The organism is Bradyrhizobium sp. SK17 (assembly GCF_002831585.1).
Taxonomy (GTDB): domain Bacteria; phylum Pseudomonadota; class Alphaproteobacteria; order Rhizobiales; family Xanthobacteraceae; genus Bradyrhizobium.
Genome location: NZ_CP025113.1, coordinates 4511425 through 4532645 on the forward strand (window position 1 = coordinate 4511425; position 21221 = coordinate 4532645).

12 protein-coding genes and 1 pseudogene are annotated in these 21221 nt (G+C 63.8%); 12 read left to right on the forward strand and 1 reads right to left on the reverse strand.

Going from position 1 to position 21221, the window contains the following annotated elements; all coding sequences use genetic code 11:
- Positions 1 to 65 precede the first annotated feature (65 nt).
- The 4 genes and pseudogenes from rpoB to CWS35_RS20555 all read left to right on the forward strand — a co-directional run bounded on the left by rpoB (position 66) and on the right by CWS35_RS20555 (position 12993).
- The gene (gene rpoB, locus CWS35_RS20540) at positions 66 to 4184 is read left to right on the forward strand and encodes a DNA-directed RNA polymerase subunit beta (protein WP_024578565.1); all 4119 of its coding nucleotides are present in this window, start codon (positions 66 to 68) and stop codon (positions 4182 to 4184) included.
- 130 nt (positions 4185 to 4314) lie between these two features.
- The gene (gene rpoC, locus CWS35_RS20545; protein ID WP_100953432.1) at positions 4315 to 8517 is read left to right on the forward strand and encodes a DNA-directed RNA polymerase subunit beta'; all 4203 of its coding nucleotides are present in this window, start codon (positions 4315 to 4317) and stop codon (positions 8515 to 8517) included.
- A gap of 181 nt (positions 8518 to 8698) precedes the next feature.
- Positions 8699 to 10755, forward strand: a pseudogene (locus tag CWS35_RS20550) (FAD-dependent oxidoreductase).
- A gap of 198 nt (positions 10756 to 10953) precedes the next feature.
- Positions 10954 to 12993, forward strand: a complete 2040-nt coding sequence (locus tag CWS35_RS20555) for an ABC transporter ATP-binding protein (protein ID WP_100953436.1) — start codon at positions 10954 to 10956, stop codon at positions 12991 to 12993.
- Positions 12994 to 13041: 48 nt separating this feature from the next.
- Here CWS35_RS20555 and CWS35_RS20560 read toward each other — a convergent pair whose 3' ends face one another.
- Positions 13042 to 14253, reverse strand: a complete 1212-nt coding sequence (locus tag CWS35_RS20560) for an NAD(P)/FAD-dependent oxidoreductase (RefSeq protein WP_100953438.1) — start codon at positions 14251 to 14253, stop codon at positions 13042 to 13044.
- A 687-nt stretch (positions 14254 to 14940) separates the two neighbouring features.
- On the opposite strand from CWS35_RS20560, the gene rpsL reads away from it, so the two are divergent.
- From rpsL to CWS35_RS20600, 8 genes are all read left to right on the forward strand, one after another.
- The gene (gene rpsL, locus CWS35_RS20565) at positions 14941 to 15312 is read left to right on the forward strand and encodes a 30S ribosomal protein S12 (RefSeq protein WP_006611834.1); all 372 of its coding nucleotides are present in this window, start codon (positions 14941 to 14943) and stop codon (positions 15310 to 15312) included.
- A gap of 15 nt (positions 15313 to 15327) precedes the next feature.
- Entirely contained in the window at positions 15328 to 15798 is a 471-nt protein-coding gene (gene rpsG / locus CWS35_RS20570) for a 30S ribosomal protein S7 (RefSeq protein WP_021081660.1), read from the forward strand.
- A 30-nt stretch (positions 15799 to 15828) separates the two neighbouring features.
- The gene (fusA, locus tag CWS35_RS20575; RefSeq protein ID WP_024578570.1) at positions 15829 to 17901 is read left to right on the forward strand and encodes an elongation factor G; all 2073 of its coding nucleotides are present in this window, start codon (positions 15829 to 15831) and stop codon (positions 17899 to 17901) included.
- A gap of 39 nt (positions 17902 to 17940) precedes the next feature.
- Complete coding sequence (gene tuf, locus CWS35_RS20580; protein WP_021081658.1) at positions 17941 to 19131, forward strand: elongation factor Tu; 1191 nt, start codon at positions 17941 to 17943, stop codon at positions 19129 to 19131.
- 84 nt (positions 19132 to 19215) lie between these two features.
- Positions 19216 to 19524, forward strand: a complete 309-nt coding sequence (gene rpsJ / locus CWS35_RS20585; protein WP_002712302.1) for a 30S ribosomal protein S10 — start codon at positions 19216 to 19218, stop codon at positions 19522 to 19524.
- Between the two features lie 54 nt (positions 19525 to 19578).
- On the forward strand, positions 19579 to 20298 hold the full coding sequence (gene rplC / locus CWS35_RS20590; RefSeq protein ID WP_024578571.1) for a 50S ribosomal protein L3: 720 nt from the start codon (positions 19579 to 19581) through the stop codon (positions 20296 to 20298).
- Position 20299: 1 nt separating this feature from the next.
- Complete coding sequence (gene rplD, locus CWS35_RS20595) at positions 20300 to 20920, forward strand: 50S ribosomal protein L4 (RefSeq protein WP_024578572.1); 621 nt, start codon at positions 20300 to 20302, stop codon at positions 20918 to 20920.
- The gene (locus CWS35_RS20600; protein WP_016843746.1) at positions 20917 to 21216 is read left to right on the forward strand and encodes a 50S ribosomal protein L23; all 300 of its coding nucleotides are present in this window, start codon (positions 20917 to 20919) and stop codon (positions 21214 to 21216) included. Before rplD ends, CWS35_RS20600 begins: the two co-directional genes overlap by 4 nt.
- Positions 21217 to 21221 lie beyond the last annotated feature (5 nt).

The following is a 21221-nucleotide window of genomic DNA, read 5'->3' on the forward strand; positions in this document are numbered from 1 at the left end:
GGGGCCGATGGCAGTCGCGTCCCGGAAGGTTCGCCAGACAAAGGCGACGAAAATGAGAGGCCACGATGGCGCAGCAGACATTCACCGGTCGCAAACGCGTACGCAAGTTTTTCGGTCACATCAAGGAAGTCGCCGAGATGCCGAACCTCATCGAGGTTCAGAAGGCGTCCTATGACCAGTTCCTGATGGTCGACGAGCCGGCCGGCGGCCGCCTCGACGAGGGCCTGCAGGCGGTGTTCCGCTCGGTGTTTCCGATCTCGGACTTCTCCGGCACCTCGATGCTCGAGTTCGTCCGCTACGAGTTCGAACAGCCGAAATATGACGTCGACGAGTGCCGCCAGCGCGGCATGACCTTCGCTGCGCCGCTCAAGGTGACGCTGCGCCTGATCGTGTTCGATATCGACGAGGAAACCGGCGCCAAGTCGGTGAAGGACATCAAGGAGCAGGACGTCTACATGGGCGATATCCCGCTCATGACGATGAACGGCACCTTCGTGGTCAACGGCACCGAGCGCGTCATCGTCTCGCAGATGCACCGTTCGCCCGGCGTGTTCTTCGACCACGACAAGGGCAAGACCCATTCGTCCGGCAAGCTGCTGTTTGCCGCGCGCGTGATTCCGTATCGCGGGTCCTGGCTCGACATCGAGTTCGACGCCAAGGACATCGTGTTCGCGCGTATCGATCGCCGCCGCAAGATCCCCGTGACCTCGCTGATGTACGCGCTCGGTCTCGACGGCGAGCAGATCCTGTCGACCTTCTACAAGAAGATCGCCTACAAGCGGACCAAGGAAGGCTGGCGCGTGCCGTTCGACGCCAACCGCTTCCGCGGCTACTCGACGATCAATGACCTGATCGACGCCGACACCGGCAAGGTGGTGCTCGAGGCCGGCAAGAAGCTGACCGTGCGCACCGCACGTCAGATGCAGGAGAAGGGCCTCAAGGCGCTGCGCATGTCGGACGAGGAACTCGTCGGCAACTATCTCGCCGAGGATCTCGTCAACCCGAAGACCGGTGAGATCTACGCCGAAGCCGGCGAAGAGATCACCGAGAAGTCGATGAAGGTGCTGAACGAGCAGGGCTACAAGGACCTGCCGCTGCTCGACATCGACCACGTCAATGTCGGTGCCTACATCCGCAACACGCTGTCGGCCGACAAGAACATGACGCGTGAGGACGCGCTGTTCGACATCTACCGCGTGATGCGTCCGGGCGAGCCGCCGACGCTGGATTCGGCGCAGGCCATGTTCCAGTCGCTGTTCTTCGATGCCGAGCGCTACGACCTCTCCGCGGTCGGCCGCGTCAAGATGAACATGCGCCTCGAGCTCGATGCGCCCGACACCCATCGCACGCTGCGCAAGGAAGACATCCTGGCGGTCATCAAGACGCTGGTCGACCTGCGCGACGGCAAGGGCGAGATCGACGACATCGACCACCTCGGCAACCGCCGGGTGCGTTCGGTCGGCGAGCTGATGGAGAACCAGTACCGGATCGGCCTGCTCCGCATGGAGCGCGCCATCAAGGAGCGCATGTCGAGCGTCGATATCGACACCGTGATGCCGCAGGACCTGATCAACGCCAAGCCGGCGGCTGCCGCGGTGCGCGAGTTCTTCGGCTCGTCGCAGCTGTCGCAGTTCATGGACCAGACCAACCCGCTGTCGGAGATCACCCACAAGCGGCGCCTGTCGGCGCTTGGCCCGGGCGGTCTGACCCGCGAGCGTGCCGGCTTCGAAGTCCGCGACGTGCATCCGACGCATTACGGCCGGATCTGCCCGATCGAGACGCCGGAAGGTCCGAACATCGGTCTGATCAACTCGCTGGCGACGTTCGCGCGCGTCAACAAATACGGCTTCGTCGAGACGCCCTATCGCAAGATCAAGGACGGCCGGGTCACCGACGAGGTGGTCTATCTGTCGGCGATGGAAGAGGGCCGCTACCGCGTCGCGCAGGCCAACGTGCCGCTCGATGCCAAGGGCCGCTTCACCGACGATCTGGTGGTCTGCCGCCACGCCGGCGAAGTGCTGCCGGTGACGCCGGACAAGGTCGACTACATGGACGTGTCGCCGAAGCAGCTGGTTTCGGTCGCCGCGGCGCTGATCCCGTTCCTCGAGAACGACGACGCCAACCGCGCGCTGATGGGCTCGAACATGCAGCGCCAGGCGGTGCCGCTGGTTCGCGCTGAGGCGCCGTTCGTCGGCACCGGCATGGAAGGCGTGGTCGCCCGTGACTCGGGCGCGGCGATCGCCGCGCGCCGCTCGGGCGTGATCGACCAGATCGACGCCACCCGCGTCGTGATCCGCGCCACCGAGGATCTCGATCCGACCAAGTCGGGCGTCGATATCTACCGGCTGATGAAGTACCAGCGCTCGAACCAGTCGACCTGCATCAACCAGCGTCCGCTGGTGAAGGTCGGCGACATCGTCAAGAAGGGCGACATCATCGCCGACGGTCCGTCGACCGATCTCGGCGAGCTGGCGCTCGGCCGCAACGTGCTGGTCGCGTTCATGCCGTGGAACGGCTACAACTTCGAAGACTCGATCCTGCTCTCCGAGCGGATCGTGAAGGACGACGTCTTCACCTCGATCCACATCGAGGAGTTCGAGGTGATGGCCCGCGACACCAAGCTCGGTCCTGAGGAAATCACCCGCGACATTCCGAACGTCTCGGAAGAAGCGCTGAAGAACCTCGACGAAGCCGGTATCGTCTACATCGGTGCGGAAGTCCGCGCCGGCGACATCCTGGTCGGCAAGATCACGCCGAAGGGCGAGAGCCCGATGACGCCGGAAGAGAAGCTCTTGCGCGCCATCTTCGGCGAGAAGGCCTCCGACGTCCGCGATACCTCGCTGCGCGTGCCTCCGGGCGTGCAGGGCACCATCGTGGAAGTCCGCGTGTTCAACCGCCACGGCGTCGACAAGGACGAGCGTGCGCTGGCGATCGAGCGGGAAGAGATCGAGCGCCTGGCCAAGGACCGCGACGACGAGCAGGCGATCCTGGACCGCAACGTCTACAACCGCCTCGCCGAGCTGCTGGAGAACCGCCAGGGCATCGCCGGCCCCAAGGGCTTCAAGAAGGATACCAAGATCACCCGCGCGGTGCTCGACGAGTATCCGAAGTCGCAGTGGTGGCTGTTCGCCTCGCCGAACGACAAGCTGATGGCCGAGATCGAGGCCATGCGGAAGCAGTACGACGAGTCGAAGAAGGGCCTCGAGCAGCGCTTCCTCGATAAGGTCGAGAAGCTCCAGCGTGGTGACGAATTGCCGCCCGGCGTGATGAAGATGGTCAAGGTCTTCGTCGCGGTGAAGCGCAAGATCCAGCCCGGCGACAAGATGGCCGGCCGTCACGGCAACAAGGGCGTGGTGTCGAAGATCGTGCCGATCGAGGACATGCCGTTCCTCGAGGACGGTACCCATGCGGACATCGTGCTCAACCCGCTCGGCGTGCCCTCGCGCATGAACGTCGGCCAGATCCTCGAGACGCATCTCGGTTGGGCCTGCGCCGGCCTCGGCAAGCGCATCGGCCAGACCATCGACGCCTACTATCAGAGGCAGGATCTCAAGCCGCTGCGCGAGACCCTGAAGAAGATCTACGGCGAGGATGAAACCATCAAGTCGCTGAACGACAACGAGCTGCTGGAACTCGGCCGCAACCTGAGCCACGGCGTGCCGATCGCAACGCCGGTGTTCGACGGCGCCAAGGAAGCCGACATCGAGGAGATGCTGAAGCTCGCGGGCTTCGACGCCTCCGGCCAGTCGACCGTCTATGACGGCCGTACCGGCGATGCGTTCGATCGCAAGGTGACGATGGGCTACATCTACATGCTCAAGCTGCACCATCTCGTGGACGACAAGATCCACGCGCGTTCGATCGGTCCGTACTCGCTCGTCACCCAGCAGCCGCTGGGCGGCAAGGCGCAGTTCGGCGGCCAGCGCTTCGGCGAAATGGAGGTCTGGGCGCTGGAAGCCTACGGCGCCGCCTACACGCTGCAGGAGATGCTGACCGTGAAGTCGGACGACGTCGCCGGCCGTACCAAGGTGTACGAGGCGATCGTGCGCGGCGACGACACCTTCGAGGCCGGCATTCCGGAATCGTTCAACGTGCTGGTCAAGGAAATGCGCTCGCTCGGCCTCAACGTCGACCTGCACAATTCCAAGGTGGGACCGGCGCCGACGTCGGAAGCCGCCGAGTAACGCTGTGATCGATGCCCGGCGCGTTTCTCGCGCCGGGCCTTCGCGCTCCGCCCGGACGTTGAGTGGGGCGCGCGCTGACTAAAAGTTTCGAATTTGCTGCCGGTGACGATCGGCACGCGAGGAGAAGACCATGAATCAAGAGATTATGAATCTTTTCAATCCGACGACGCCGGCTCAGGTCTTCGACCAGATCCGGATTTCGATCGCGTCTCCGGAGAAGATTCTGTCCTGGTCGTACGGCGAGATCAAGAAGCCCGAGACCATCAACTACCGCACCTTCAAGCCGGAGCGCGACGGTCTGTTCTGCGCCCGCATCTTCGGGCCGATCAAGGACTACGAGTGCTTGTGCGGCAAGTACAAGCGGATGAAGTACAAGGGCATCATCTGCGAGAAGTGCTCGGTCGAGGTGACGCTGTCGCGCGTTCGGCGCGAGCGCATGGGCCATATCGAGCTGGCGGCGCCGGTCGCCCACATCTGGTTCCTGAAGTCGCTGCCGTCGCGCATCGGCCTCCTGCTCGACATGACGCTGAAGGATCTCGAGCGGATCCTGTACTTCGAGTACTACGTCGTGCTGGAGCCGGGTCTGACCGCGCTGAAGGACCGTCAGCTGCTGTCGGAAGACGAGTATCTGAAGGCGCAGGACGAGTACGGCCAGGACAGCTTCACCGCCATGATCGGCGCCGAGGCGATCCGCGAGCTGCTGAAGGGTCTCGAGCTCGAGAAGCTCGAGGCGACTTTGCGTGCCGACATGGCGGAGACCGACTCCGACATCAAGCACAAGAAGCTTGCCAAGCGTCTGAAGATCGTCGAGGCGTTCCGCGTCTCCGGCAACAAGCCGGAATGGATGATCATGACGGTGGTGCCGGTGATCCCGCCGGACCTGCGTCCGCTGGTGCCGCTCGACGGCGGCCGGTTCGCGACCTCGGACCTCAACGACCTGTATCGCCGCGTCATCAACCGCAACAACCGCTTGAAGCGGCTGATGGAGCTGCGTGCGCCCGACATCATCATCCGCAACGAAAAGCGCATGCTGCAGGAGGCCGTCGACGCGCTGTTCGACAACGGCCGCCGTGGCCGCGTCATCACGGGTGCCAACAAGCGTCCGCTGAAGTCGCTCGCCGACATGCTGAAGGGCAAGCAGGGCCGGTTCCGTCAGAACCTGCTCGGCAAGCGCGTCGACTATTCGGGCCGTTCGGTGATCGTGGTCGGTCCCGAACTGCGCCTGCATCAGTGCGGCCTGCCGAAGAAGATGGCGCTCGAGCTGTTCAAGCCGTTCATCTACTCGCGGCTCGACGCCAAGGGCCTCTCCACCACGGTGAAGCAGGCCAAGAAGCTGGTCGAGAAGGAGCGTCCGGAGGTCTGGGATATTCTCGACGAGGTGATCCGCGAGCATCCGGTGCTGCTGAACCGCGCGCCGACGCTGCATCGTCTGGGCATCCAGGCGTTCGAGCCGGTGCTGATCGAAGGCAAGGCGATCCAGCTGCATCCGCTGGTCTGCGCCGCCTTCAACGCCGACTTCGACGGCGACCAGATGGCCGTGCACGTTCCGCTGTCGCTCGAAGCGCAGCTGGAAGCGCGCGTGCTGATGATGTCGACCAACAACATCCTGCATCCGGCGAACGGCCAGCCGATCATCGTGCCGTCGCAGGACATCGTGCTCGGCCTCTACTACGTCTCGATCATGCGCGAAGGCCTGCCCGGCGAGGGCAAGATCTTCGGCGACATGGCCGAGCTCGAGCACGCCCTGCATTCGAAGGTCATCCACCTCCACACCAAGATCAAGTACCGGTGGGAAGGCATGGACGAGGAAGGCAAGATGTCGAAGCGGTGGATCGAAACCACCGCCGGTCGCGTCATGCTCGGCAATCTGCTGCCGAAGAGCACCAAGATCTCGTACGACATCATCAACAAGCTGATGACCAAGCGCGAGATCTCCGGCGTGATCGACCAAGTCTACCGTCACTGCGGTCAGAAGGAGACGGTGATCTTCTGCGACCGCATCATGGCGCTCGGCTTCTACAACGCCTTCAAGGCGGGCATCTCGTTCGGCAAGGACGACATGGTCGTGCCGGCGTCGAAGTGGAAGATCGTGGACCAGACCCGTACGCTGGCGAAGGATTTCGAGCAGCAGTACAATGACGGCCTGATCACCCATGGCGAGAAGTACAACAAGGTCGTCGACGCCTGGTCGAAGGCCGGTGAAGAAGTCGCCAAGGCGATGATGAAGGAGATCTCGTCCACCAAGAAGACGGCGGCGGGCGCGGATGCCGACATCAACTCGATCTACATGATGGCGCACTCCGGTGCGCGTGGTTCGCCGGCCCAGATGCGCCAGCTCGCCGGCATGCGCGGCCTGATGGCCAAGCCGTCGGGCGAGATCATCGAGACGCCGATCATTTCCAACTTCAAGGAAGGTCTGTCGGTTCTCGAGTACTTCAACTCGACCCACGGCGCCCGCAAGGGCCTCGCGGACACCGCGTTGAAGACCGCGAACTCGGGCTACCTGACCCGTCGTCTGGTCGACGTCGCGCAGGACTGCATCATCACGCAGACCGATTGCGGCACCAAGCTCGGCATCAAGATGCGCGCCATCGTCGACGCCGGCACCGTGGTCGCCTCGCTCGGTTCGCGTATCTTGGGCCGCACGGCCTGCGATGACGTGCGTGATCCCGCCACCAACGAGGTCGTCATCAAGCGCGACACCTTGATGGAGGAGAGCCATGTCGACGCGATCCAGCAGGCCGGCATCCAGGAGGTGAAGATCCGCTCCGCACTGACCTGCGAGCTGATCAACGGCATCTGCGCCAAGTGCTACGGCCGCGATCTGGCCCGCGGCACCCCGGTCAACCACGGTGAGGCCGTCGGCGTCATCGCGGCGCAGTCGATCGGTGAGCCCGGCACGCAGCTGACGATGCGCACGTTCCACATCGGCGGCGCCGCGCAGCTCAACGAGCAGTCGTTCGTCGAATCCAACTTCGACGGCAAGATCGTGATCCGGAACAAGGCGATCGCCCGCAACAGCGAGGGCAGCCTGATCGCGATGGTGCGCAACATGGTCGTTGCGATCGTCGATGCCGACGGCGCCGAGCGTGCCACCCACCGTATTCAGTACGGTTCGAAGATGCACGTCGACGAAGGCGACATGGTCAAGCGCGGCCAGCGCATCGCCGAGTGGGACCCCTATACCCGCCCGGTGCTCACCGAAGTCGAGGGTACGATCGGTTTCGAGGATCTGGTCGAAGGCCAGTCGATCTCGGAAACGCTCGACGAATCGACCGGTATCGCCAAGCGCGTGGTCATCGACTGGCGCACGACGCGCGGCGGCTCGGACCTGCGTCCGGCCATCGTGGTCAAGGGCAAGGACGGCAAGGTGCTGAAGCTCGCGCGTGGCGGCGATGCCCGCTACATGCTGTCGGTCGACGCCATTCTGTCGGTCGACATCGGTGCGAAGGTGATGCCCGGCGACATCCTGGCGCGTATCTCGACCGAGAGCGCCAAGACGCGTGACATCACCGGCGGTCTGCCGCGGGTGGCGGAACTGTTCGAGGCTCGCAAGCCGAAGGATGCGGCGATCATCGCGGAGACCGCGGGCACGATCCGCTTCGGCCGCGACTACAAGAACAAGCGTCGCATCTCGATCGAGCCGATGGACAAGACCGAGGAGCCGCGCGAGTACCTGATCCCGAAGGGCAAGCACATCCACCTTCAGGACGGCGACATCGTCGAAAAGGGCGATTTCATCGTCGAAGGCAATCCGGCGCCGCACGACATCCTGGCGATCAAGGGCATCGAGGAACTCGCTGCCTATCTGGTCAACGAAATCCAGGAGGTCTACCGGTTGCAGGGCGTGCTCATCAACGACAAGCACATCGAGGTGATTGTCCGTCAGATGCTGCAGAAGGTCGAGGTCACCGACCAGGGCGACACCGACATGATCTCGGGCGAGCAGGTCGACAAGATCGAGTTCGACGCGCTCAACACCAAGGCCAAGGAGGAGGGCAAGAAGCCCGCCACGGGGACGCCGGTTCTGCTCGGCATCACCAAGGCGAGCTTGCAGACCCGCTCGTTCTTCTCGGCGGCGTCGTTCCAGGAGACCACGCGCGTGCTCACCGAGGCCGCGGTCAACGGCAAGATCGACCCGCTCGAAGGCCTCAAGGAGAACGTCATTGTCGGCCGCCTGATCCCGGCCGGCACCGGCGCCTCGATGGCGCGGATCCGCGAAGTCGCGGTCAAGCGCGACAAGCTGATCCTCGACGAGCGCGAGAAGCAGCAGGCGGCGATCGTGCCGACGGCCCCGGAAGCGGAGCCGCTGGCACTGCCGCCCGCGGAATAGGCATCCGCAAGACTACGGTAGCCAACGAGAAGGCCGGCGTTCTGCCGGCCTTTTTGCTGCTTTCTTTGCTTGCTGCGGTGCAGGGACGCAGTTTGTTCATCTTTCCTTCAGGCTAAAAAGTGCCTTTGCTAGGGTGACTTAGACCGGCTGCTCGGCAGTGCCGGAGACGACGGAATTCATAATGCTCGACTTGGCTATCGTAGGCGGCGGCCCCGGGGGCTGATGAGCGCCTGGTACTTGAAGCGTAAACTCGGCGACCTCTGCCGCGTCACCATCTTCGAGGCGTCGAACCGTCTCGGCGGCAAAATCGTCACGCGCAAATTCGACACCGCACCCGCGATGTATGAAGCGGGCGTCGCCGAGATCTATGACTACTCGATGACGGGACCCGACCCGCTGCGCGAGCTGATCCAGCATTTCGGCCTGCAAACCATCCCGATGGACGCCGAGCAGGTCCATCTCGACGGCGAGCTGCTCGCCGACGTCCCCGGCATGCGCCGCAAATACGGGCCGAAGACCGCGGCCGCGATCGAGGCGTTCCGCAAGCGTTGCAGCGACCTGGTGTCGCCGATCGAATATTACGAGGGCGTCGGCGCTCACGACAACGAGCACCCGTGGGCCTACAAGACCGCCGAGCAGATCCTCGATGAAGAGGTCGAGGACGTGACCGCCAAGCGGTTCTTCAAGGTGATGGCGCGCTCCGATCTCGCGACCGAGAGCCACAACACCAACGGCCTCAACGCGCTGAAGAACTACGTGATGGATGTCGACGGCTATATCGGGCTGTATTCGATCCAGAACGGCAACGAGCAGCTGATCGATTGCCTGCGCTCGGAGGTCGATGCCGACATCCAGCTCAACCACCGCGTCCTCAAGGTCGGCAAGACCGCGGCCGGCCGCTACCAGCTCAACATGATGAACGGCAAGGGGCCGGAGACCCGCGACTTCGACCTCGTCCTGGTCTGCCTGCCGCACTCATGGCTTGCGACCATGCGCTGGGACGGCGAGGAGCTGCGCCGGTCGATGGTCAAGCACGTCGCCTATTTCGATCGCCCGGCGCACTATCTGCGCGTCTCGGTGCTGTTCGACGAGCCGTTCTGGGGCGAGAAGATCCCGGGCGCCTGGTTCATGTCGGAAGCGTTCGGCGGCTGCTGCGTCTACAATGAGGGCGCGCGCCACGACGTCGGCAAGCACGGTGTGCTGAACTGGCTGATCGCGGGCTCCGACGCGCTCGCCTTCGCCAATCTCTCTGACCAGGAACTGATCGATGCCGCGCTGAAGTCGCTGCCGGCCTCGCTCGGCAATGCCCGCGAGCACTTCCTCGAGGGCAAGATCCATCGCTGGCTGTCGTCGGTCAACGCGCTGCCCGGCGGCCTGCCGGTGCGCGACGTCATGACCAATCACCGTCCCGAGCCGAAGGACCACCCCGGCATCGTGGTGGTCGGCGACTATCTGTTCGATTCGACGCTGAACGGGTTGCTCGATTCCTCCGATGCCGCGACCGACATCGTCGTCACCGAGATGATGCGGCTGCGCCGCGCCCGCGCCCAGCAAGGCGCCGAACTGTCCGACAAGATCGACCGCAGCTATTTCGAGAACTATCGCGGTGCCGGCCCCTACGGCGAAGTCTGGCGCAACTTCACCGACCCGGCCTATCTGACCGACCTGATCAAGACGGTCTGGGGCAGGGCGAAGGGCTACAAGCTGCTGGTGGCGGGCTCGGCCAGCGGCGAACTGGTCGGCGCGCTGCGCGACCGCGGCATCGATGCCTGGGGTATCGAGAACAACCGCTACATTCACGGCAAGACGCCGAAGGCGCTGAAGAAGTACAACAAGCTCGGCTCGATCGCCGACATGCCGTTCAAGGCCAACGAGTTCGACTTCGTGTTCGAGACCTCGCTGTGCCATCTCGGCGAGAAGCAGGTCCCGCGCGCGGTGCGCGAGCTCAACCGCGTGGTCAAGACCGGCCTGATCTTCGCGTCGGTGACCTCGGACATGGCGCCGGCGGTGATCGATCGCTACGACCTGTTGCGCGGAGTGAAGAAGCTCGGCACCTGGTGGGAATGGTCGGAATTGTTCTTCGGCAACGGCTTCGACCTGTCGATGCACCGCCGCGACTGCACCGACGCGCTGTGGGCGCTGACGCTGGCCGCCAACAAGGGGCCGGGGCAGTGGTACACCGACTCCGACAGCCTGCGCTATTCGTTCTTCGACAAGGTCGAGGCCGACCTCGACTAGCGGCAACGGGCGCAGGGCGCAGGCCCAGCGTCGACAAACTGTCGCGCCGATGTCCGATCCAGGGACCACCGCGGCAACGCGCCGGCCGGCCCAAACGCTTTGCCGAATTCATCCTGATCGCTTAGGATCGCAGCCGCAGCGCTCGCCGCTGCGGTTTCGATTTGCGGTCATGCCGGCCGTGGAGCATCGGTTGGTTTCATGGCGCCAAGACCTCCTGCATCAGACGATCCGAGCCGGTCCGATGCCGACGATCCCGAGCTGAAGAAGAAGCCCGTCGCCGCGTCCGGTCCGCCCGTGCCGGCAGGCACCGCGAAGCCCGCCGCGGCGCCGGCTGACGAGGCCGACGACGAGGAGGAGGACGAGGACGACGAGCTCGATGACGATGATGACGACGAGGATCTCGTCGTCTTCACCGCCAAGGAAGCCGCCGGCGCGCTCTCCACGATCTTCGGCTTCGTTCGGCCGCTGCTCGCCAACTACCGCAAGCCATTCGCCTTCGTCAGCTTCGGCGTGCTGGTCGAGACGTTGTTCAACGTCATCATGCCGCTCAGCCTGAAGTTCCTGATCGACGACGCGCTCGGCGAGGAGGACTTCCAGGCGCTCTACAAGATCCTCGGCGTGCTCGCGGTCGCCGGGATCATCACCTCGATCATCGCGGTCTGGTACGAGCGCTGGGATGCGCGGCTCGCCGCGGGCATCATCGCCGACGTCCGGACGCGCATCTTCGAGCATGTCCAGAACCTGCCGTCGGCTTATTTCGCGCGCACCAAGCGCGGCGAGATCCTGTCGCGCTTCTCGATCGATCTGTCGGCCTTCGAAGGCTCGGTCAAGACCTTCGCCAACAGCGCGGCGTTGCCGTTCCTCGAGTTGATCGCTGGCATCATCCTGATGCTGTTCCTGAACTGGCAGCTCGCCGCGGTCGCTCTGCTGGTGTTTCCGATCACGCTGATCGGGCCGCGCATCCTGACGCCGAAGGCGGTGCAGGCCAATTACGAGCAGAAGCAGAATGAGGCCGCGCTGCTCGGAACGGTGCAGGAGAACGTCGCAGCGCAAGCGGTGGTGAAGGCGTTCAATTTGCAGCGCCGGGCGCTCGGCTGGTTCACGTTGCGCAACCGCGATGTCCGCGCCAAGGCCGCGTCGGCGATGTTCCTGTCGACCATGGTGGAGCGAACCGTCACCATCTCGGTGCTGTTGTTGCACCTCGTGGTGCTGGCGATCGGCGCCTATCTCGCCACCAAGGGCCAGATCACGGTCGGCACCTTCGTGACCTTCGAGAGCGCATTCTGGGAAGTGTCATACAACATCGCCCATCTGATGCACTTCATCCCGGTGTCGATCCAGTCGGCGGCGGCGGTGCGGCACATCCAGGAGTTGCTGGACGAGCCGACCCGTGGCGCCGACCGTCCCGGTGCGCCGGATCTGCCGCGCATCACCCACGACATCTCGTTCGACCGCGTCACCTTCCAGTATGAGGGGGCGCAGACGCCGGTGCTCGACAATCTCAGCCTCAAGCTCAATGCCGGCAAGAGCATCGCCATCGTCGGCCCCAGCGGCTCCGGCAAGAGCACGCTGATCAATCTGATCCTGCGGCTCTACGTGCCCGACGAGGGCCGGGTCGCGATCGACGGCGTCGACATCCGCCGGGTGACGCGCGAGTCGCTGCGGGCGAACATGGCGGTCGTGTTTCAGGAGAACATGCTGTTCAACATGTCGATCCGCGAGAACATCCGGCTCGGCAAGGAAGGCGCGACCGACGCGGAGGTCGAGGACGCCGCGAGGAAGGCCGAGATCCATCGCTACATCATGAGCTTGCCGCAGCGTTACGACACGCCGGTCGGCGAGCGCGGCGATACCCTGTCGGGCGGGCAGCGCCAGCGCATCGCGATCGCGCGCGCGCTGATCCGCAATCCGTCCGTGTTGCTGCTCGACGAGGCGACCTCGGCGCTCGACCAGACCACGGAAGCGGCGATCAACCGTACGTTGCTGAAGGTCGCCCGAGGCCGCACCATGATCTGGTCGACCCACCGCCTGACCTCGGTGGTCGAGATGGACGAGATCATCGTGATCTCAGGCGGCCGGGCGATCGAACGCGGCTCGCACGAGGAACTGCTGGCCCGGAACGGCGTCTACCGCAAGCTGTGGGACGACCAGGGGCACCTCAACCACGACGCGGATGATGATGACGACGACGCGGACGATGAAGATGATGATGAGGAGGATGAAGGCGAGGAGGCGTGACGCCGCCGCGCGGCTGATGCCCGGACGCGGCGTCCGCTGATCCGAGCCTCAAGCCCTGTCCGCGGCCTGTGGACGCTGCCTGAAATGACCAGCCGGCCGGGTCGCCGACGGCGCCGCCGACGGATTGCGCAGCCGGCGCAGCGTGCCGCGGCCGAGATAGCTGAAAAAGCGCGCCCAGCGCTGCGCCTGCCAGTATGGCCCGCTGTCGATCGAGACCCGGCGGAAGTCGAAGGCCTTGGCGTTCGACCAGGCATCGCAGGCCGTCTTGACCGGGTCGTCGTAGAACGCGGTGATCTTGTCCTCGCCCATGCCGTCGGTCGCAAGCCAGGCCGGGATGTGCACGTTGCAGAGCTGGGCGACGTCCGTGAACACCTTGTCGGTCCCGGTGCCGGTGACCGGGCAGGTGCTGGCGAAGGCATCGCCGACCAGCACGACGCCGGCCTGCCGATAGCCGGTGCTGACATAGATGTCGGCCGGCCTGACCTTGATGTCGCCCGCGACCTCGAATTCGCCGGTGAGCCGGCGCAGCCGCGGCAGCGCGGCGTTCAGCGTCTCGACCGGACTACGCCGGATCGCCCGCAGCCAGGGATCGTCGGCCTGGCGGTAGGTGAAGAGGTTGGCGCGCATCCGGTTTCCGATCGGAAACAGCGTGATGTAGGGAATCCGGTCGCTCGGGCGCTCCGAGAAATAGGTCATGGCCGGGAACGGGAAGGCGGGACGGCCCACCGGCACGAAGTCGAAACCGATCGAGATCGAATGACAGGCGCTGGTGACCAGCCGCTCGATGCCGAGCATCCGGCGCAGCCCGACATTGAGGCCGTTGGCGAGCACGACGAGGCGGGCCGAGATCTCCTCGCCGCTGGCGAGCACGATCCGCTGCCGCTCGAAACTGGTCGCGACATTGACGACCTTGTCGCAGACGAATTCGGCCGATCCCGCGATTTCATTCCGAACCGCGCCAATCAGCGCGTCGTACATGATGCCGTATTGCCGGCTCGGCTGCCGGTCGAGCAGACGGCCGAATCGCGCGATCCAGTTCTCGCCGTCCAGCGTCGCCGAACGGAGCACGGATTCGGCGAGGCCGGTGCTGGCGAATCGCGCGAGCTGGAGGTCGCCGCCGATCTTTTCGACGCGGAAATCGAACGGATAGACCTGATGAGGGTCGATCAGGATGCTCGGTATCCCGGCACGGCCGAGCATGGCGGCTGCGGTCGAGCCCGCAAGACCTCCGCCGATGATCGCGATGTCGGTATACCGCATGAGAGATTCCGTGGCCGTAGACCGCAATTTTTGCGCTGCGATTGGCAAATAAAGGCTTAGTTCCGAGCTTTGCCTTCGGGTCTAAGTTGGGGAGAGTTGTTTCTATTCATATTTTACCCGGGTATAATATGATTCCGCCGGGGCACCATCGAGTCGGGCGAGGCGCGGAGGCTGTCATAATCCGACGTGGGTCCGGCGCCGGCGAAATGCGAAATACGCAACTGCCAGAGGCGTTTCTTTGCTTGTCGTTTTACTTGACTTCACTATCTCTCGATTATACAAGGCGCCCACTTAACGACAGGCGGTGAGCTACGCCAGCGTCGGAACGGAACACCCGAAGGCCCTTTTTCAGGCGCCGGACGGGCACCAACCTCGACGAATGCCGCTCAAACGCTGTCGATGATAGCTAGGCAATGCCAGGACGATTTTGGTTCTCTTGAGCAGGTCTCTTGAGAGTTAATTCGGATGCATGACCTCGGTGGCGGACCGAACAGCGAACGCTGAACGGTCCGGAATCGCGGTCCTCTGTGGCGTCGAAGCGCTTTCCGCTCAGCGATGAGTGGTTGGCGCGATTTCGCTTTGCGCGGGTATTTGATTCGCGTCGAGCGGGCCGTACGGGACGGCTTTTCCCGAGAAGAATTGGCGGAGCCATTCAAGGCTTCGCGCGAACTAAAGGGTGAAGGCTACATGCCGACGATCAACCAGCTGATCGCAAATCCGCGTGAAGTGCAGAAGTCGCGTAAGAAGGTGCCGGCGCTGCAGCAGTCGCCGCAGAAGCGCGGCGTGTGCACGCGCGTCTACACCACGACCCCGAAGAAGCCGAACTCGGCGCTTCGTAAGGTCGCCAAGGTGCGCCTGACCAACGGCTTCGAGGTGATCGGCTACATCCCGGGTGAAGGCCATAACCTTCAGGAGCATTCGGTGGTCATGATCCGCGGCGGCCGCGTCAAGGACTTGCCCGGCGTGCGCTACCACATCCTTCGCGGCGTGCTGGATACCCAGGGCGTCAAGAACCGTAAGCAGCGTCGTTCGAAGTACGGCGCAAAGCGTCCGAAGTAAGCGGGAAACGATCAGATGTCGCGTCGCCATTCTGCTGAGAAGCGTGAAGTTCTTCCGGATCCGAAGTTCGGGAACATCATCATTACGAAGTTCATGAACTCGGTGATGTACGCCGGGAAGAAGTCGGTCGCCGAAAACATCGTCTACGGTGCGCTCGGCATGATCGAGGCCAAGACCAAGCAGCCGCCGCTCGGCGTGTTCGAGCAGGCGCTCGAGAACGTGATGCCGACCATCGAGGTTCGCTCCCGCCGCGTCGGCGGCGCGACCTACCAGGTGCCGGTCGAAGTCCGTTCGGTGCGCCGTCAGGCGCTCGGCATCCGCTGGCTGATCTCGGCCGCGCGCGAGCGCAACGAGAAGACCATGACGGAGCGCCTGTCGGCGGAATTGCTCGACGCGTCGAACAACCGCGGCAACGCCGTCAAGAAGCGCGAAGACGTGCACCGGATGGCGGAAGCCAACCGCGCCTTCTCGCACTATCGCTGGTAAGGCGAACAACGGAATTTAAGGAACAGTCTCATGCCCCGCCAACATGCCATCGAGGACTACCGAAACTTCGGTATCATGGCGCATATCGACGCCGGCAAGACCACGACCACCGAGCGCATCCTGTATTACACCGGCAAGAGCCACAAGATCGGCGAAGTGCACGAAGGTGCCGCGACGATGGACTGGATGGAGCAGGAGCAGGAGCGTGGCATCACGATCACCTCGGCTGCGACCACCGCGTTCTGGAACGGCAAGCGCCTGAACATCATCGACACCCCCGGCCACGTCGACTTCACCATCGAAGTCGAGCGTTCGCTGCGCGTGCTCGATGGCGCCGTTTGCGTGCTCGACTCCAACCAGGGCGTCGAGCCGCAGACAGAGACCGTCTGGCGCCAGGGCGACAAGTACAAGGTTCCGCGCATCGTCTTCGCCAACAAGATGGACAAGACCGGTGCCGACTTCTTCAAGTGCCTGTCCGACATCGTCGACCGCCTCGGCGCCAAGCCGATCGCGATCCAGCTGCCGATCGGCGCCGAAAACAACTTCAAGGGTCTCGTCGACCTCGTGAAGATGAAGGGCGTGATCTGGAACGATGAATCGCTCGGCGCCAAGTTCGACTATGTCGACATCCCGGAAGACCTGGTCGAGCAGGCCAAGGAATATCGCGAGAAGATGGTGGAAGCCGCCGTCGAGCTCGACGACGATGCCATGGCCGCCTATCTCGACGGCAAGGAGCCGGACGAGGCGACCCTGAAGCGCCTGATCCGCAAGGCCGTGCTGACCGGCGCGTTCTATCCGGTGCTGTGCGGCTCCGCGTTCAAGAACAAGGGCGTGCAGCCGCTGCTCGACGCCGTCGTCGACTACCTGCCGTCGCCGATCGACGTGCCCGCGATCAAGGGCACCGATGAGGACGGCAACGAGGTCGTGCGCAAGGCGGACGACAAGGAGCCGCTCGCGCTGCTGGCGTTCAAGATCATGGACGATCCGTTCGTCGGCACCATCACCTTCTGCCGCATCTATTCCGGCGTGCTGCAGTCCGGCACCGGCGTCGTGAACTCGACCCGCGAGAAGAAAGAGCGCATCGGCCGCATGCTGCTGATGCATGCGAACAACCGCGAAGACATCAAGGAAGCCTATGCCGGCGACATCGTCGCGCTGGCGGGCCTGAAGGAAGCGCGCACCGGTGACACGCTGTGCGATCCCGACAAGCCGGTGATCCTCGAGAAGATGGAATTCCCGGAGCCGGTGATCGAAATCGCGATCGAGCCGAAGTCGAAGGCCGACCAGGAAAAGCTCGGCGTCGCGCTGGCCAAGCTGGCGGCGGAAGATCCGTCGTTCCGCGTGTCGACCGACCAGGAGTCCGGCCAGACCATCCTCAAGGGCATGGGCGAACTCCATCTCGACATCAAGGTCGACATCCTGAAGCGGACCTACAAGGTCGACGCCAACATCGGCGCGCCGCAGGTGGCGTTCCGCGAGCGGGTGACCAAGAAGGCCGAAGTCAAGTACACGCACAAGAAGCAGACCGGTGGTACCGGTCAGTTCGCCGAAGTGTCGATCGTCGTCGAGCCGAACGAGCCCGGCAAGGGCTATGAGTTCGAATCGAAGATCGTCGGCGGCGCGGTGCCGAAGGAATACATCCCCGGCGTCGAAAAGGGCCTCAACAGCGTGATGGGCTCCGGCGTCGTGGCCGGCTTCCCGGTGGTGGACGTCAAGGTGCAGCTGGTCGACGGCAAGTACCACGACGTCGACTCGTCGGCGCTGGCGTTCGAAATCGCATCGCGGGCCGCGTTCCGCGAGGCGCTGACGAAGGGCAAGTCCGTTCTGCTCGAGCCGATCATGAAGGTCGAGGTGGTGACCCCGGAAGACTACACCGGTTCGGTCATCGGCGACCTGAATTCCCGGCGCGGCCAGATCCAGGGCCAAGACATGCGCGGCAACGCCAACGTCATCAACGCGATGGTGCCGCTCATGAACATGTTCGGTTACGTGAACAACCTGCGCTCGATGAGCCAGGGTCGCGCGACCTTCACCATGCAGTTCGATCACTACGCCGAAGCTCCGGCGAACGTGTCGGCTGAAGTCCAGAAGAAGTTTGCCTGATTGTCGTTGACGGCAGTCAACGATTGAACGGAGAGTCAAATGGCCAAAGCTAAATTCGAACGTAACAAGCCCCACTGCAACATCGGCACCATCGGTCACGTCGACCATGGCAAGACCTCGCTGACCGCAGCGATCACCAAGGTGCTCGCAGAAACCGGCGGCGCGACGTTCACCGCCTACGACCAGATCGACAAGGCGCCGGAAGAGAAGGCCCGCGGCATCACGATCTCGACCGCTCACGTCGAGTACGAGACGCAGAACCGCCACTACGCCCACGTCGACTGCCCCGGCCACGCCGACTACGTCAAGAACATGATCACCGGCGCTGCCCAGATGGACGGCGCGATCCTGGTCGTGTCGGCTGCCGACGGCCCGATGCCGCAGACCCGCGAGCACATCCTGCTCGCCCGCCAGGTCGGCGTGCCGGCGCTCGTCGTGTTCCTCAACAAGTGCGACATGGTCGACGATCCGGAGCTGCTCGAGCTCGTCGAGATGGAAGTTCGCGAACTGCTCTCGAAGTACGAATTCCCGGGCGACGACATTCCGATCATCAAGGGCTCGGCGCTCGCCGCCCTCGAAGACAAGGACAAGAAGCTCGGCCACGACGCCATCCTCGAGCTGATGCGCAACGTCGACGAATACATCCCGCAGCCGGAGCGTCCGATCGACCAGCCGTTCCTGATGCCGGTTGAAGACGTGTTCTCGATCTCGGGCCGCGGCACCGTCGTCACCGGCCGTGTCGAGCGCGGCGTGATCAAGGTCGGCGAGGAAATCGAAATCGTCGGTATCCGCGACACCCAGAAGACCATCGTCACCGGCGTCGAAATGTTCCGCAAGCTGCTCGATCAGGGCCAGGCCGGCGACAACATCGGTGCGCTGCTCCGCGGCACCAAGCGCGAGGAAGTCGAGCGTGGCCAGGTGCTGTGCAAGCCCGGTTCGGTCAAGCCGCACACCAAGTTCAAGGCTGAGGCCTACATCCTCACCAAGGAAGAGGGCGGTCGCCACACCCCGTTCTTCACCAACTACCGTCCGCAGTTCTACTTCCGCACCACCGACGTGACCGGTGTCGTGCACCTGCCGGAAGGCACCGAGATGGTGATGCCGGGCGACAACATCGCGATGGAAGTGCACCTGATCGTGCCGATCGCGATGGAAGAAAAGCTGCGCTTCGCGATCCGCGAAGGTGGCCGCACCGTCGGTGCCGGCGTCGTCGCCGCCATCATCGAGTAATTACGCGAATAGGGAATGGCGAGTAGCGGGTGGGTCACCATTCGCTATTCGCTACTCGCCACTCACTAAAGAAAGAATACGGCAATGAACGGCCAAAATATTCGCATCCGTCTCAAGGCGTTCGACCATCGTATCCTCGATACGTCGACCCGCGAGATCGTGAACACGGCGAAGCGCACCGGTGCGCAGGTTCGCGGACCGATTCCGCTGCCGACCCGCATCGAGAAGTTCACCGTCAACCGTTCGCCGCACGTTGACAAGAAGAGCCGCGAGCAATTCGAGATGCGCACCCACAAGCGCCTCCTCGACATTGTCGACCCGACCCCGCAGACCGTCGATGCGCTGATGAAGCTCGACCTGGCCGCCGGTGTCGACGTCGAGATCAAGCTCTAAGGTTTTGGATTTTTACGTCCGCCGCTTGCGGACAGAAAGACAGGAAGCACGCCGATGCGCTCCGGAGTGATCGCACAGAAGGTCGGGATGACGCGGGTCTTTACGGAGACCGGCGAGCATATCCCTGTGACCGTGCTGAAGTTGGGCAACTGCCAGGTGCTGGGCCACCGCACGACCGAGAAGAACGGCTATGTCGCTCTTCAGCTCGGCTCGGGCGCCCGCAAGACCGTGTACATGCCCAAGGCCGAACGCGGCCAGTTCGCAGTCGCCAAGGTCGAGCCGAAGCGCAAGCTCGCCGAGTTCCGCGTGTCCGAGGACGCGCTGATCCCGGTCGGCGCGGAAATCCAGGCGGACCATTTCGTGGTCGGCCAGTTCGTCGACGTCACCGGCACCTCGATCGGTAAGGGCTTCGCCGGCGGCATGAAGCGCTGGAATTTCGGCGGTCTGCGTGCCACCCACGGTGTCTCGATCTCGCATCGTTCGATCGGTTCGACCGGTGGCCGTCAGGATCCCGGCAAGACCTTCAAGAACAAGAAGATGCCCGGTCACATGGGCGTCGACCGCATCACCACGCTCAATCTGCGCGTGGTGCAGACCGACGTTGAGCGCGGCCTGATCCTCGTCGAAGGCGCCGTTCCCGGCTCCAAGGGCGGCTGGATCTCGGTGCGCGACGCGGTCAAGAAGCCGCTGCCGAAGGAAGCTCCGAAGCCCGGCAAGTTCAAGGTTGCCGGCGGCGAAGCTGCCGAGGCTTCGGCCGAGAAGGAGGGTGTGTGAGATGGAACTGAAAGTCACCACCCTTGAAGGCAAGGAAGCCGGATCGGTCCAGCTCTCGGACGAGATCTTCGGTCTCGAGCCGCGCAAGGACATCATCCAGCGTTGCGTGCAGTGGCAGCTCAACAAGCGCCAGGCCGGCACGCACAAGGCCCAGGGCCGCGCCGACGTCTGGCGCACCGGCAAGAAGATGTACAAGCAGAAGGGCACCGGCGGCGCCCGTCACGGCTCGGCCCGCGTGCCGCAGTTCCGCGGCGGTGGCCGTGCGTTCGGTCCGGTCGTTCGCTCCCATGCGACCGATCTGCCGAAGAAGGTGCGCGCGCTGGCGCTGAAGCATGCGCTGTCGGCCAAGGCCAAGGACGGCGGGCTGATCGTGATCGACAGCGCCGCGGTCAAGGAAGCCAAGACCAAGGCTCTGATCGGGCACTTCTCGGGCCTCGGCCTGACCAACGCGCTGATCATCGACGGTGCCGAGCTGAACAACGGTTTCGCGACCGCGGCTCGCAACATCCCCAACATCGACGTGCTGCCGATCCAGGGCATCAACGTCTATGACATTCTCCGCCGCCACAAGCTGGTGCTGACCAAGGCTGCGGTTGATGCGCTGGAGGCGCGCTTCAAATGAAGAACATCGACCCGCGCCACTACGACGTCATCATCTCGCCTGTCGTGACGGAAAAGGCGACGCTCGCCTCCGAGCACAACAAGGTGCTGTTCAAGGTCGCCGGCAAGGCGACCAAGCCGCAGATCAAGGAAGCGGTCGAGAAGCTGTTCGACGTCAAGGTGAAGAGCGTCAACACCCTCGTCCGCAAGGGCAAGACCAAGGTGTTCCGCGGCAATCTCGGCTCGCAGTCGGATACCAAGCGCGCGATCGTGACCCTGGAAGAGGGCCACCGCATCGACGTGACTACCGGACTATAAGGCGC